At 65.1% G+C, this 14,827-nt stretch carries 11 protein-coding genes and 2 CRISPR repeat arrays; of the genes, 6 read left to right on the plus strand and 5 right to left on the minus strand.

Features of this window, described 5'->3' with window-relative positions; all coding sequences use genetic code 11:
- Nucleotides 1-60: 60 nt before the first annotated feature.
- The 6 genes from OJF58_RS07670 to cas2 all read left to right on the plus strand — a co-directional run bounded on the left by OJF58_RS07670 (nucleotide 61) and on the right by cas2 (nucleotide 8,222).
- A complete protein-coding gene (locus OJF58_RS07670) occupies nucleotides 61-1,233 on the plus strand; it encodes an aspartate aminotransferase family protein (RefSeq protein WP_300783243.1) in 1,173 nt (390 codons plus the stop codon).
- Nucleotides 1,234-1,237: 4 nt separating this feature from the next.
- Nucleotides 1,238-2,164 carry an ornithine carbamoyltransferase gene (gene argF, locus OJF58_RS07675; protein ID WP_300783244.1) on the plus strand — a complete coding sequence of 309 codons (927 nt, stop codon included), beginning with the start codon at nucleotides 1,238-1,240 and terminating at the stop codon, nucleotides 2,162-2,164.
- Between the two features lie 25 nt (nucleotides 2,165-2,189).
- The gene (locus OJF58_RS07680; RefSeq protein ID WP_300783246.1) at nucleotides 2,190-3,158 is read left to right on the plus strand and encodes an Hsp33 family molecular chaperone HslO; all 969 of its coding nucleotides are present in this window, start codon (nucleotides 2,190-2,192) and stop codon (nucleotides 3,156-3,158) included.
- Between the two features lie 350 nt (nucleotides 3,159-3,508).
- Nucleotides 3,509-6,961, plus strand: a complete 3,453-nt coding sequence (gene cas9 / locus OJF58_RS07685) for a type II CRISPR RNA-guided endonuclease Cas9 (RefSeq protein ID WP_300783247.1) — start codon at nucleotides 3,509-3,511, stop codon at nucleotides 6,959-6,961.
- 7 nt (nucleotides 6,962-6,968) lie between these two features.
- Nucleotides 6,969-7,886: a type II CRISPR-associated endonuclease Cas1 gene (gene cas1, locus OJF58_RS07690; RefSeq protein WP_300783249.1), complete on the plus strand. Its 918-nt coding sequence runs from the start codon at nucleotides 6,969-6,971 to the stop codon at nucleotides 7,884-7,886.
- A 3-nt stretch (nucleotides 7,887-7,889) separates the two neighbouring features.
- The gene (cas2, locus tag OJF58_RS07695) at nucleotides 7,890-8,222 is read left to right on the plus strand and encodes a CRISPR-associated endonuclease Cas2 (RefSeq protein WP_300783250.1); all 333 of its coding nucleotides are present in this window, start codon (nucleotides 7,890-7,892) and stop codon (nucleotides 8,220-8,222) included.
- Nucleotides 8,223-8,296: 74 nt separating this feature from the next.
- Nucleotides 8,297-9,653: direct repeats of the CRISPR family, unit length 36 nt; unit sequence AGCCTACCTACCGAATGATCGCGGGCCAACCGCAAC.
- Between the two features lie 58 nt (nucleotides 9,654-9,711).
- Here the strand turns inward: cas2 and OJF58_RS07700 are convergent.
- The 5 genes from OJF58_RS07700 to OJF58_RS07720 all read right to left on the minus strand — a co-directional run bounded on the left by OJF58_RS07700 (nucleotide 9,712) and on the right by OJF58_RS07720 (nucleotide 14,783).
- Nucleotides 9,712-10,911: an IS256 family transposase gene (locus OJF58_RS07700; RefSeq protein WP_300779380.1), complete on the minus strand. Its 1,200-nt coding sequence runs from the start codon at nucleotides 10,909-10,911 to the stop codon at nucleotides 9,712-9,714.
- Between the two features lie 142 nt (nucleotides 10,912-11,053).
- A CRISPR array of direct repeats spans nucleotides 11,054-11,682; the repeat unit is 36 nt; unit sequence AGCCTACCTACCGAATGATCGCGGGCCAACCGCAAC.
- A gap of 216 nt (nucleotides 11,683-11,898) precedes the next feature.
- On the minus strand, nucleotides 11,899-13,068 hold the full coding sequence (gene argE, locus OJF58_RS07705; protein WP_300783251.1) for an acetylornithine deacetylase: 1,170 nt from the start codon (nucleotides 13,066-13,068) through the stop codon (nucleotides 11,899-11,901).
- A 61-nt stretch (nucleotides 13,069-13,129) separates the two neighbouring features.
- The gene (folE, locus tag OJF58_RS07710) at nucleotides 13,130-13,756 is read right to left on the minus strand and encodes a GTP cyclohydrolase I FolE (RefSeq protein WP_300783252.1); all 627 of its coding nucleotides are present in this window, start codon (nucleotides 13,754-13,756) and stop codon (nucleotides 13,130-13,132) included.
- 28 nt (nucleotides 13,757-13,784) lie between these two features.
- The gene (apaG, locus tag OJF58_RS07715) at nucleotides 13,785-14,177 is read right to left on the minus strand and encodes a Co2+/Mg2+ efflux protein ApaG (RefSeq protein WP_300785208.1); all 393 of its coding nucleotides are present in this window, start codon (nucleotides 14,175-14,177) and stop codon (nucleotides 13,785-13,787) included.
- Between the two features lie 126 nt (nucleotides 14,178-14,303).
- Nucleotides 14,304-14,783, minus strand: a complete 480-nt coding sequence (locus OJF58_RS07720; RefSeq protein WP_300783253.1) for a PaaI family thioesterase — start codon at nucleotides 14,781-14,783, stop codon at nucleotides 14,304-14,306.
- Nucleotides 14,784-14,827 lie beyond the last annotated feature (44 nt).

A 14,827-nucleotide genomic window follows, 5' to 3' on the forward strand; every position in this document is an offset into this window, starting at 1 on the left:
ATCGCCGGCAGGACGAGGCTTTTTACTTTGAAGGAGGACTTGGCTGTGATTACGGCTGTGATGCCGACGTACGGTCGCAAGGACGTCGTGTTCGAACGCGGAGAGGGCAACTATCTCTACGCGACGGACGGCCGACGTTACGTCGACTTTACCTCCGGCATCGCCGTGAACGCGCTGGGTCACTGCCATCCCGCGCTCGTCAAGGCGCTGACCGAGCAGGGCTCGAAGCTCTGGCACACCTCGAACCTCTACCGGATCGGCAATGGCGAGAAGCTGGCCCGGCGGCTCGTCGAGCTCACCTTCGCCGACACGATGTTCTTCTGCAATTCCGGCGCCGAGGCGATCGAGGGCGGCATCAAGCTGATCCGCAAGTACCAGTACGTGAACGGCAAGCCGCAGCGCTACAAGCTCGTCTGCTTCCAGTCGGCGTTCCACGGCCGGCTGCTGAACGCGCTCGCCGCCACCGGGAACGAGAAATATCTCGAAGGCTTCGGCCCGCCGGCGCCCGGCTACCGCCATGCGCCGCTCAACAACGCCAACGTCGTGCGCGACATGATCGACGACGAGACGGCCGGCATCCTGGTCGAGCCGATCCAGGGCGAGGGCGGCGTGCGCGAGACGACGCCCGAGTTCCTGAAGGCGCTGCGCGCGATCTGCGACGAGTACGGCCTGCTGCTCTTCTACGACGAGATCCACACCGGTTTCGGCCGCACCGGCAAGCTCTTCGCCTACCAATGGTCGGGCGTCGCGCCCGACGTCATGGCGGTGGCCAAGGGCATGGGCGGCGGCTTCCCGATCGGCGCCTTCATGGCGACCGAGAAGGCGGCGGCCGGCATGGTGCCGGGCACGCACGGCTCGACCTACGGCGGCAATCCGCTGGCCACCGGCGTCGCCAACGCGGTGCTCGACGTGCTGCTGCAGCCCGGCTTCATCGAGGGCGTGCACGAGCGCGGCAAGTACCTCAAGGGCCAGCTCGAGGCGCTGGTGAAGAAGCATCCCAAGGTGTTCGACGAAGCGCGCGGCACCGGCTTCCTGCAGGGGCTGCGCTGCGTCGTGCCGGCGGGCGAGATGGTCGACCGCCTGCTGTCGCTGGGGCTCTTGGTGCCGATCGCGGGCGAGAACGTGATCCGCGTCTTTCCGGCGCTGATCGCCGACAAGGCCGCGCTCGACGAGGGCATCGCCATCCTCGACAAGGCCGCGCAGTCGTTCGCCTCCGCCAAGGCCGCCGAGTAGCGTCATGGCGGCCCCCAAGCATTTCCTCGACCTCGACCAGGTCGATCCCGGGACGCTTCGCCGGATCCTCGATCACGGCAAGGCGATGAAGAAGGCGCGCGCCAACGGCGGCCACGACCGGCCGCTGGGCGGCAAGACGCTGGCCATGATCTTCGAGAAGCCCTCGACGCGCACGCGCGTCTCCTTCGAGGTCGGCATGCGCGAGCTGGGCGGGCAGACGATCATGCTCGGCCGCACCGACACCCAGCTCGGCCGCGGCGAGACCATCGCCGACACCGCGCGCGTGCTGTCGCGCTACGTCGACATCATCATGATGCGCACCACCGTCGAGGAGAAGCTCCTCGAGATGGCCAAGTATGCGACCGTGCCGGTGATCAACGGGCTCACCGACAAGACCCATCCCTGCCAGCTCATGGCCGACGTCATGACCTACGAGGAGCATCGCGGCCCGATCCGGGGCAAGGCGATCGCCTGGTCGGGCGACGGCAACAACATGGCGACGTCGTGGATCCACGCCGCCGTGCAGTTCGACTTCGAGCTGCGCATCGCCTGCCCGCCCGAGCTCACGCCGCCGGCCGACGTGCTGCGCTGGGCCGAGAAATCGCAGGGGCGCATCACCATCGGCCACGACCCCGAGACGGTGGTGCGCGGCGCCGACTGCGTCGTCACCGACACCTGGGTGTCGATGGGCGACGAGGATCCGCAGAGCTCGAGCGCGGCCAGGCGGCACAACCTGCTGCGCGGCTATCAGGTCGACCAGCGCCTGATGAAGCAGGCCAAGCCGGACGCCATCTTCATGCACTGCCTGCCCGCCCATCGCGGCGAGGAAGTGACCGCCGAGGTGATCGACGGCCCGCAGTCGGTGGTGTTCGACGAGGCGGAGAACCGCCTGCACGCGCAGAAGAGCATCCTCGCCTGGTGTCTCTCATGAGGGTGCCTCTCATGAGGACCCATCCGTGAACCAGCCGTCGGAAGGCTTCCCCCGGACTTCCGACGACGATCACGCCCTGCCCTTCCAGCTCGATGCGCTGGGGGTGCGGGGCCGTTTCGTGCGGCTGGGCCCCACCCTCGACGCCGTGATCGAGCGCCACGGCTATCCGCTGGCGGTGGCGCGGCCGCTCGCCGAGGCGATGGTGCTGTGCGCGGCGCTCGCCACGTCGCTGAAGTACGACGGCATCTTCACGCTGCAGATCTCGGGCGACGGGCCGGTCCGCCTGCTCGTCACCGATCTCACCACCGACGGCGCGCTGCGCGGCTACGCGCAGTTCGATTCGTGGAAGCTCGCGGTGGCGCTGGGTGCCGGCAACGGCGAAGCGCCCGAAGGCTACGTGCCGAAGCTGTTCGGCCACGGCCGGCTCGCCTTCACCGTCGACCAGGGCCAGCACACCGAGCGCTACCAGGGCGTGGTGCCGCTCGAGGGCGCCACCCTGGCCGACTGCGCGCACATCTACTTCCGCCAGTCCGAGCAGCTCCCCACCGGCATCAAGATCGCGGCGCGGCGGGTCGTGCGGGACGGCGCGCCGCACTGGCGAGCGGCGGCGCTGATGGTGCAGCAGATGCCGGAATTCGACGCCGGTCGCATGGACGTCGATCTCGAGCAGCGCGAGGACGACTGGCGCAAGGCGGTGATCCTGATGGCCTCCGCGACCGAGGCCGAGATGCTGGACCCGGCCCTGCCCGCTTCCCGGCTCGTCTACCGGCTGTTCCACCAGGAACGACCGCGCGGCTTCGAGCGCCGCCCGTTCGTCGCGCGCTGCCGCTGCAACCGCGGCCGCATCGACCGCGTGCTGCGCTCGATCAGGCGCGAGGAACTCGCCGACCTGCGCGACCAGAGCGGCCGCGTCGCGGTGAAGTGCGAGTTCTGCTCGACCGAATATCTCTACAGCGACGACGACCTCGACCGGATCTACGCGGCGGTGGCGTGAGGGTGCGGCTGGACGACGTCTTCTCCTGCGGCGCGCGGCTTCTCATAAATTTATCGCCGGATGAGAAAGCCTCTGATACCAATGGCATCGGCATTTCAGGCCTGTTTCTCTTTCTTTTGCAAACAAAAAGGGCCACCCGTAGGTGGCCCTGCATTTTGTGCATCTTGCCGCTTTCGCGGCTCTGCTTGTTAACGGATGGCCCGCGATCATTCGGTAGGTAGGCTATCGTCTAGGCCGCCAGCACGCATACGTTGCATTCCTTACAATTTTAAGTCAACCCCCTAATTGCACGCAATCCGCAACGGGCCGCATACTGCCGGGCAATCGGGGCAACAACGAAGGATGTGGCGATGCGCAAATCGCGCCCATGGCGCTTGGGGCTGGATCTTGGGACCAATTCTCTGGGTTGGTGCGCCTTCGACCTCAAGAAGGGCGAAGATGGTCGCCAGCATCCCGTCGGCATTCGCCGCATGGGCGTCCGTATCTACACCGACGGCCGCGATCCTCAGTCCGGCGCGTCGCTGGCGCAGGAGCGCCGCGGGCCGCGCGGTGCACGCCGGCGGCGCGACCGATATCTCGACCGACGGGCCGATCTGCTGAAAGCGCTTATCCGGCATGGGCTCATGCCGGCCGACCCGACCCAGCGCAAGAAGCTCGAAGATATCGATCCGTGGCGCCTTCGCGGCGAGGGCCTCGACCGCCCGCTGCCACTGCATGAGTTGGGCCGCGCAATCTTCCATCTCAATCAGCGACGCGGCTTCAAGAGCAATCGCAGGGCCGAGCGCGGAAGCGACGACAAGGAAGCCAAGGACGCGCAGGACATGAAGGCGGCAGCCAAGAAGCTCGACGCTGTCATCGGTCCGAACCACAAGGACGCGCGTACCCTCGGTGAATACCTCTACAAGTCGCGGCGCGCGCGCTTCGACGACGGCGCCTGGAAGCCAATAACGCCGGCCAGGGCCGGAACGGTCCGGGCGCGCCCGACGACGGTGAAGGGCCGCAACACCTACGATTTCTATCCGCTGCGATCGATGATCGAGGCGGAATTCGATGCCCTGTGCGCTGCGCAGTCACAGCATCACCCTTCCCTGACGGACGTCGCGCGCGCGGAGTTGCGCGACATCGTGTTCTATCAGCGCCCGCTGCGGCCGGTCGACCCCGGCCCTTGCACCCTCGATACGGAAGAGGATCTCGACAAGAGAGACCGCCGTGCACCGCTTGCGCTGCCCATCCAGCAGGATTTCCGGATCCTGCAAGAGCTCGCAAACCTGGAGCTGTTCCACAAGACCAACCCCTCGATTCGACGACGCCTGAATCTCGCCGAACGCGATGCGCTCTATACAGCGCTGAAACGGAGCGAGAAAGTCAGCTTCAAACGAGTCCGCATTCTGCTCAAGATCGAGGACATCTGGAGCTTCAATCTCGAAAGCGAGAAACGCGACCATCTCAAGGGAGACATCGTTTCCGTGCGTTTGGCGCGAGAGAGCGCGTTCGGCAAGCGGTGGTACGACGGCCTGAGCGACGTCGAGCGGCAGAACATTGTCCTGAAGCTTCTCGACGAAGAAGATGCGGACGAGATTGTCCGGATCGGCGTCGAGGTCTGGGGGCTGACGCGCGAAGAAGCGGAGAAGGTCGCCGACACTCCCCTGCCCGTTGGATATGGCCGCCTCGGGCTCAAGGCTCTGTCGCGCATCGTGCCAATCCTCAGGGAACGGGCCGACAAAGACGGGGGACCGATCCGGTACGCCGATGCCGTGCTGGCGGCCGGCTACGACCATCACTCCGATTTCCGCGACGGCGAGCTGCTCGATGAGCTGCCTTATTATGGTGAAGCGTTGCAGCGCTACACAGCGCAGGTACGCAGCGAGTCGGCACCTGAATGGGAACGCGAGTTCGGCCGCCTGGCAAATCCGACCGTCCATATCGGGCTGAACCAGCTCCGCAAGGTCGTGAACGCGCTGATCGAGAAATATGGACCGCCAGAAGAGATCGTCGTGGAGCTGGCGCGCGACCTCAAGCGCACCCAGGAAGAACGCGACGAGGTGCAGAGGCAGCAGGCGGAGAATCAGAAGAAAAATGATCTTCGCCGCGAAGAGCTCGACGATCTCCAAAAGAGCCAGCCAGGATGGAGGCCGCCACAGGATGCGATGATGCGCTTGCGCCTGTGGGAAGAACTCGATGCGGAGAACGCGACAAACCGGTGCTGTATCTACACCGGCAAGCCGATCTCCCGGCGCATGCTGTTCTCCGACGAGGTCGAGATCGAGCATATCCTGCCCTTCACGCAGGCACTCGACGACAGCCCGGCGAATCTGACGGTGTCACTGCGCAGCGCCAACCGCGACAAGAAGAATCGGACCCCTTATGAGGCCTTCGGCCACAGTCCGCCGGGCTACGACTGGGACGCGATCATGCTGCGTGTCTCGGCACTGCCGCGAAACAAGCAATGGCGCTTTCGGCCGGACGCGATCGATCTCGTGAAGAGTCGCATTGCGCGCGAGAATGCCCGGCTGGAGGGCAATCTGCCCAAGGACGCGCTCGATGACATCGAGAAGGCCGGCGGGTTTCTCGCTCGCCAGCTCGTCGATACCGCATATCTCGCGCGAGTGACGCGGCAATATCTCTGGAAGATCTGGGATCCCGACAAGACCTGGGTCATTCCCGGCCAGATGACTGCATTGCTGAGGCGCAAGTGGGGGCTCAACTCGTTGCTGGGCGACCACAACAGGAAGAACCGCGCCGATCATCGACATCATGCCATCGATGCCTATGTCGTGGGCCTGACCGATCGCTCGATGCTGCAGCAGATACAGCATGCACAGGGCATCACTCGCGAGCGCATTATCGACGATATGCCCGACCCGTGGGACGGTTATCGTGACGAGCTGAAGGCCGCCCTCGATCGGATCATCGTGTCGCATCGACCGGACCACGGCATCGATCCCGACAGCAGCGCCTCGAGGCGTCGATCCACCAGCGGCCGCCTCCATGAGGAAACCGCGTATGGCATTGTGAAGGACCCAGAGCGCGAAGGCGGCAATATCGTTGCCCGCAAACCGATCGACGGCATGTCGGAGAACGAGATCGATCGTATTCGTGATCCGTTGCTGCGCGAGAAGCTGCGCACTCATCTCGCAGGCCTCCTCGGCGACGACAAGCTCCTGCAGAATGCCAAGGGCCGGCTGGTTGCCGCGCGCAAGGCCAAGGATGCCGCCGCGCTGGATCGAGCCAAGGCCGAAGTCGATCGTCTCAAGGTCGAGAACAAGAGCCGCAAGAAGTCGGGCGCCAGGGACTTCAAGGCCGCCCTTGCCGAATTCGGCCGAACCAACAGCATTCGCCGAGTCCGCTTGGTCAAGCCCGAAGCCGCTCTCGTCTCGATCCGAGATCGTAGCGGGCATCCTTACAAGGCCTACAGTGCTGGAGACAATCTGCGCGTCGAGCTGTTCGAGCTCCCGGATGGATCATGGGGGCGCGAGATCATAACTGCGTACGATGCCAATCGGCGGGACTTTCGACCGGCATGGCGGAACATCGTTCCTGAGCCAAAACTGCTGTGGCGCGTGCACAAGAACGATCTTGTGAAGCTGTCGGTCAATGGCGAGGAGCGCATCATGCGCGTCGTCTCGATCTGGGACCGCTATCTGCAGTTGGCCGGCCATGAGGAAACGAACCTCGCCGAGCGCTACCGCGATCGCGAGTTCAAATGGACGTTCGGCAACTACGACAAGCTCAAGAGCCAGAATTTCCGGCGCGTTTCGGTCAGCCCGAACGGCGAACTGAGAGATCCGGCCAAAAAGCCCTGAGGGAGATATGCCCGCCCGTATCGTCGAGGTTGCCGAGGACGACCGTCATCTCGCGGTCGATCGCGGCCTCATGACCGTCAGTAGCAAAGGCGCCGAGATCGGGCGCGTGCCCCTCGACGATATCGGCGCCCTGATCGTCAATGCGCATGGCGTCACTTATTCCAACAATCTCGTCGTACGGCTGGCCGAGCGCGGGGCGGTGATCCTCGTTTGCGGCAACAATCACAATCCGGCCGCCTGGCTGTGGCCGGTGGTGATGCATCACGAGCAGCGCAGCCGAATCCAGTCTCAGATCGAGGCGACCAAGCCGCTCGCCAAACGGCTGTGGCAAGCGGTGGTGCAAGCCAAGATCCGGCAGCAAGGGGCCGCTCTTGCCGCCTTGGGTCGCGAGGGAGCGGATGGCTTCGACCTCATGGCGCGGCGGGTCGGCTCCGGCGATCCCGACAACATGGAGGCCCAGGCCGCACGGCGCTATTGGCCACTGCTGTTCGGCGAGGCGTTCCGGCGTGATCGCGACGCGCCCGGCATCAACGCCATGCTCAACTACGGCTATGCCGTCCTGCGGGCGGTCACGGCGCGGGCGGTCTGTGGCGCGGGCTTGCATCCGGCGATCGGGCTCAACCACAAGAGCGAGGACATGGCGCTGGTCGACGACCTGATGGAGCCGTTCCGCCCCATGATCGACCTCATGGTCGCACGCGCCGTGGATGCGGATCACACCGGAGTCACGAAAGAGGCCAAGCGTTATCTGGCGAGCGTCGCTTCGGCCGACATGCAGACCGATCGCGGCCGCACGCCGGTCTTCACGTGCGCGGAACGGCTTGCGCAATCGCTGGCGCAATCCTGCGCGACCGGCAAGCCGGCGCTCGATTTTCCCTTGGCGCCCCTCCCTCTGGAACTGCCGGCGCCGCCGGAACCGGCGTGACCGGTGCCGACGCTCAGCGGCTATCGCCTGATGTGGATGATGGTCCTGTTCGACCTGCCGGTCGGCACCAAGAAGGAGCGGCGGCTCGCAACGAAGTTCCGGCAGTTCCTGCTCGACCAGGGGTTCGAGATGTCGCAGTTCTCGGTCTATCTGCGCTTCTGCGCCGGCAAGGAACAGGCGGAGGCCTATACGAAGAAGGTCGAGCAGGCCGTGCCGTCGAGCGGCAAGGTCCACATCGTTTACATCACCGACAAGCAGTACGAGAATATCGTGGCCTTCGACGGCCGGACGAAGGAGCCACCACGGAAAAATCCCGAGCAATACGTCCTGTTCTGACTTGAATGCGCGCGAACGAATTGAGACACGACCAAAGAAAAAGGCCCTGTTTCCAAGGCCTTAGAAGTATAGCAAGCCTACCTACCGAATGATCGCGGGCCAACCGCAACGACCATCAACACGAACAACGACTGAAAGGCAGCCTACCTACCGAATGATCGCGGGCCAACCGCAACGGCATAGGGCGGCAAGTGCGCGAACAGATGAGCCTACCTACCGAATGATCGCGGGCCAACCGCAACGAGCGCGCAATGCGGGGTTCGGACGAGAAAAGCCTACCTACCGAATGATCGCGGGCCAACCGCAACTAACCCAGGAATGACGCATCGTCGAGCGTGAGCCTACCTACCGAATGATCGCGGGCCAACCGCAACAAGGTCGGGCATATCGGGTTTCCACTCGGCAGCCTACCTACCGAATGATCGCGGGCCAACCGCAACGGAGCGATGCTCCTGCTACTCGGCGGCCTGAGCCTACCTACCGAATGATCGCGGGCCAACCGCAACCCTCTAAGCGTCGTCCGCTTCCCTTGCCGAAGCCTACCTACCGAATGATCGCGGGCCAACCGCAACGATCCCGTGCCTTTCCTGGGCAAGATCGTCAGCCTACCTACCGAATGATCGCGGGCCAACCGCAACGGCAGCATCGTCAATCCAGGCGAGGCGCGGAGCCTACCTACCGAATGATCGCGGGCCAACCGCAACGATACCAAGCCGCTTGTTCGCGAGGTCGTAAGCCTACCTACCGAATGATCGCGGGCCAACCGCAACTTGGGCGGCCGTATCTCGCAGACAAAGCCGAGCCTACCTACCGAATGATCGCGGGCCAACCGCAACAATAGACCGCGTGTGGCCGCCGTGCCGACCAGCCTACCTACCGAATGATCGCGGGCCAACCGCAACGGCCGCTGAGAGGCGTCCCTGTTCGGCCTTAGCCTACCTACCGAATGATCGCGGGCCAACCGCAACTGAATGCGAGCGCAATGCTAGCGCGCCGCTAGCCTACCTACCGAATGATCGCGGGCCAACCGCAACGCTATAGTCTGGTTGAACAGGAGGCCCTCAAGCCTACCTACCGAATGATCGCGGGCCAACCGCAACGCAGAAGGCGATCCATGCGTCCGATGACGAAGCCTACCTACCGAATGATCGCGGGCCAACCGCAACGGCGGCTTCTCGCACCCCGCGCCGCTCATGGAGCCTACCTACCGAATGATCGCGGGCCAACCGCAACCGTTCCGACTTGATTGAGTGCGCCGGCATTAGCCTACCTACCGAATGATCGCGGGCCAACCGCAACGGGGCGAACACGTTCACGGGCGACAATCATAGCCTACCTACCGAATGATCGCGGGCCAACCGCAACACGGCGACGCGCGCCTAGAGGAATTGCAGCAGCCTACCTACCGAATGATCGCGGGATCGTGCCCCGAGACGTGGTGTAGCTGGCGCTGAGTCAGCACAGCGATCTTCGGCGTGAGCCGGATCGATCAGGCAGCCACAGCAGGCAGCCCGACGAGAGGATCATCGCTTACGGGGGCGATGCTTTCCAGCGTGATGTAGCGGGAGCGCTGGACGGCCCACTCGTCGTTCTGCTCGAGCAGGATGGCCCCGACGAGTCGAACGATGGCCGCTTCATTGGGGAAGATGCCGACGACCTCGGTGCGGCGCTTGATCTCGCCGTTGAGGCGCTCCAGGGGGTTGATCGAGTGCAGCTTGACCCGGTGCTGTGCCGGGAAGCTCATGTAGGCGAGCACATCGGGCTCTGCCTCGTCCATCAGGGTAGCCAGCTTGGGGACCTTGGGTCGGAGCTGATCGGCGACACGCCGCCACTGCGCACGCGCCTGCTCGGCATCGTCCTGGGCGAAGGCGGTGGCGATGAAGGCCGAGACCACGCGGCGTCCGCTTCGGCCGGCATGCGCCAAGGCGTTGCGCATGAAGTGGACGCGGCAGCGCTGCCAGGTGGCGGTGAGGATCTTGGAGATCGCTGCCTTGATACCTTCATGGGCGTCGGAGATGACCAGCTTGACGCCGCGCAAGCCGCGGCGCGTCAGCTTCCTGAGGAACGCCGTCCAGAAGGTCTCGGCTTCGGACGGGCCGATATCCATGCCCAGCACCTCGCGCCGGCCGTCGGCGTTGACGCCGACGGCGACGATGACGGCGACCGAGACGATGCGGCCGGCCTGGCGCACCTTCACGTAGGTGGCGTCGATCCACAGATAGGGCCAGTCGCCCTCGATCGGCCGGTCGAGGAAGGCCTTCACCCGCTGGTCGATCTCCTCGCACAGCCGGCTGACCTGGCTCTTGGAGATGCCGCTCATGCCCAAGGCCTTGACCAGGTCGTCGACCGATCGGGTGGAGACGCCTTGGATGTAGGCCTCCTGGATCACCGCGGTCAGGGCCTTCTCGGCCATGCGGCGCGGCTCGAGGAAGCTGGGGAAGTAGCTGCCGCGGCGCAGCTTGGGGATGCGCAGCTCCACCGTGCCGGCCCGCGTCTCCCAATCCCGGTCGCGATAGCCGTTGCGCTGGGCCAGTCGCGTGGCGCTCTTCTCGCCATGGGCGGCGCCGGTCAGCGCACCGACCTCGATCTCCATCAGGCGCTCGGCAGCAAAGGCGATCATCTCGCGCAGAACGTCAGCGTCAGGGGCCTTCTCGACAAGCGAACGCAGGTCCATCATCTCTTCGGTCATCGGTGGTTCCTCGCGTGCAGGTTGGAGCTCGCAACCAAACCCTAACCGGAAATCGCCGGTGACCCCCGCAAGGCCGCTCCCTCGCTACGGCGCCATCAAACAGCGCGCTCGCTCGCGGCCTTGCTCTCCCCAGCTACACCACCATCCGGGACACGACCGATCGCGGGCCAACCGCAACCTGGAGAGCTGCCTGTAGAGCTGGCTGGAGAGCCTACCTACCGAATGATCGCGGGCCAACCGCAACGACCAGGGCGCGCTCGCCGGCCGGGTAGTCAGCCTACCTACCGAATGATCGCGGGCCAACCGCAACAACGGCGAGACAGCGGCACCCGCGCCTAAGAGCCTACCTACCGAATGATCGCGGGCCAACCGCAACAAGAGAGCCGTCATAGCCCGCGCCGCCATGAGCCTACCTACCGAATGATCGCGGGCCAACCGCAACAAGCCGGCCGATGCATAGTCGGGATCGGTCAGCCTACCTACCGAATGATCGCGGGCCAACCGCAACGAGTGGCGTGACAAGGCGCGGGCGCACGTAGCCTACCTACCGAATGATCGCGGGCCAACCGCAACACGCGCAGGAGGCTATTCATCGCCGCCGATAGCCTACCTACCGAATGATCGCGGGCCAACCGCAACGAGGAGAAATGGCTACCTTTCGGCAGAGGGAGCCTACCTACCGAATGATCGCGGGCCAACCGCAACGGAGTGCGACTCCCAGCTGGTTCGGCGTTCAGCCTACCTACCGAATGATCGCGGGCCAACCGCAACCGGATTGTCGCCGACCCATTGAGGGTCGGCGACAATCCGGGCGCTGCGCGCCGCTCGGCAAGGGCCGATTCAGGTCCTTGGAATGCACGGCCTGGACTGGAACGACGTCCGCCGCGGTGCTGCGAAAGATCCCTCGCGTTGCTCGGGATGACGCGGGAAGCCCGGGATGACGCAGGCGCGTTGCAGCGCGATCGCTTTCTTGCCGCTGGCGCGGCTCTACTCCCGGCACGCCCATTCGAGCATGCGGCTCATGAAGCCCTCGCACGCCTCGATCTGGGAGGCGAGGATGTACTCGTTGGGCTGGTGCGCCTGGGCGATGTCACCGGGGCCGCAGACGACGGTCGGCACACCGAGCGTCTTCTTGAAGATGCCGGCCTCGGTGCCGTAGACGACGCTGCCCACCGTGTTGGAGCCCGACCAGCTCCCGGCCAGCGCCTTCGCCTCGTCGTTGCCCTCGGGCGAGAAGGCGGGCGTAGAGGAGCGCAGCACGGTGTCGATGGCGGCCGCCGGATGCTTCGCCTTCATTTTGGGCAGCAGCTCCTCCCTGAGCCACTTCTGCGCGCGCTCGCCCAGCTCGTCGATCGGCCGGCCCGGCAGCTCGCGATAGCCCCACAGCACCTCGCACTCGCGCGCCAGGATGTTGCCGGCGGTGCCGCCCACGATCGTGCCGACATTGAAGGTCGCGGCCGCCGGCATGAACTCGCTGTCCCGGGGCGCCTTGGCGTCGAGCTCGTCCTGCACGCGGTTGAGCCAGTGCACGAACTCGCCGGCGAAGTGGATGGCGCTGACGCCGAGATGGGTCATCGAGGAATGCGCCTCGAAGCCGGTGAACCTAGTGACGTAGATCTGCGCGCCCTTGTGGGCGTGCACGACCGTCATCATGGTCGGCTCGCCGATGATGATGGCCCGGGGCCTTGGCACCTCGACGGCCATGCGGGCGGCCAGCGCATGTGCGCCGACGCAGCCCACTTCCTCGTCGTAGGAGAGCGCGAAGTGGATCGGCCTCCGAAGCTTCGCCTTCCGGAACTCGGGCAGCCGCGCAAGTGCGATGGCGTAGAACGCCTTCATGTCGCAGGTGCCGCGGCCGTGATACTTGCCGTCCCTCAGCGTCAGCGTCCACGGATCGGTGTCCCACGGCTGGCCGTCGACCGGCACCACGTCGGTGTGCCCGGAGAGCACGACGCCGCCCTCGACGTCGGGACCGACCGTGGCGAAGAGATTGGCCTTCTTGCCGTCCTCGCTGGGCACCAGCTTCGATGAGACGCCGTGCCCGCCGAGATACTCCCGGACGTACTCGATCAGCGCCAGGTTGGAATTTCGCGAGGTGGTGTCGAACGCCACCAGGCGCCGCAGCATTTCGACGGAATCGACGGTCTCACCGGCCATGTCACCCCTTGTCTGCGAACAAAGTGTCTGCGATCAGAGTCTGCGATCGAACGGACGACCGTCAAACAGTCGTGCGGCCGATCATAGTCAGGAATTCGCGGCGCGTCTCGCCATTGTCGCGGAAGGCGCCGAGCATGCGGCTGGTGACCATCGCGACGTCGGACTTGTGCACGCCGCGCGTCGTCATGCACTGGTGCGCCGCCTCGATGACGACGGCGACGCCGCGCGGCTGCAGCACCTCCTGCAGCGTGTTGGCGATCTGCGCCGTGAGCTTCTCCTGGATCTGCAGGCGATGGGCGTAGGCGTCGACCACGCGCGCGAGCTTGCTGATGCCGACGACGCGGCGGTCGGGCAGATAGCCGATATGCGCCTTGCCGATGATCGGCACCATGTGATGCTCGCAATGCGATTCGAGACGGATGTCGCGCAGCACCACGACCTCGTCGTAGCCCTCGACCTCCTCGAAGGTGCGCTGCAGCATCTCGGCCGGATCCTCGTCGTAGCCGGCGAAGAACTCCTCGTAGGCGCGCACGACGCGATCGGGCGTGCCGACCAGGCCCTCGCGGTCGGGATTGTCGCCGGCCCAGCGGATCAGCGTGCGCACGGCCTCCTCGGCGTCCTCGCGCGACGGGCGGGCGATGCCGGTGGCGAGCGAGACCATGTCGCTCTTCTTCAGGATCCTGTTCATTGCCTTCCTCTCCGCTGCCGTCGCGCCGCTAGTTAAGCTGTCGCGACTCGTTTGGCGTGTCGAGCGAGAATGTCGGGATCTCGATGTCGAAATTCTCGCCCGACTCGCTCACCATCTGGTACGTGCCGCCCATGAAGCCCGACGGCGTGGAGAGCGGAGTGCCGGAAGTATACTCGAACACCTCGCCGGGCCGCAGCCGCGGCGTCTTGCCGACCACGCCCTGGCCTTTCACTTCCTGGCGCCGGCCCAGCCCATCGGTGATCTTCCAATGCCGGCTGCGCAACTGCACCGTGACATCGCCCTTGTTCTCGATGCGGACCTGATAGGCCCAGACATATTGCGATTTCGACGGATCCGACTGATCGGGCAGATATTGCGGCCGTACGGTGACGCAAATGGCACGGGTTGTGGCGACGTAGATCGACAACGGACTCCTCTCGATCCCCGGGCATGGCGGCATTGGAGATGGGATTTTCCCGCCAAAAGGTCAAATGCCGCAAGCGGTCGCGCCGCCGGTGCGATCAAGAGCGCGTGCGTCGAATGAGCGTCAGATCGGGAACAGCAGACAGGTCGTCGTGCCGTGCGCGAGGAGCTTGCCCGCGGAATCCGTCAGGCGGCCTTCGGCCGTCGCGATGCGCGAGCCGAGGTTGATGACCTTGCCCTCGGCGCGCACCTCGCCCGTCCTCTCGGTCATGGCGCGCACGTAGTTGATCTTGATCTCGACCGTGGTGTAGCCGGTGCCGGCCTCGAGCTTCGTATGGATGGAGCAGCCCATCACCGAATCGAGCAGCGTGGCGGCGATGCCGCCATGGACGCTGCCGATCGGATTGTAGTGATCGAGCACCGGCTCGTAGGCGAAGGTCACGCGCCCGTCCTCCACCTCGTCGATCCAGAAGCCCAGCACCCGGGCGATCGGCGGTGCCGGCAGGCGTCCCGACCGGATCGCCCGGAACAGGGTCAGGCCGTCCATGCTGCGGGCCCGCTCGACGGGCACCACGCCGAAGCCCGCCTCGGGCATCCTCATCATCGCTCTCCTTCTCGATATAGGTGCATATACACATTCCAGCTTGG

The sequence above is a fragment of the Enhydrobacter sp. genome (genome assembly GCF_030246845.1).
Lineage (GTDB): Bacteria > Pseudomonadota > Alphaproteobacteria > Reyranellales > Reyranellaceae > Reyranella.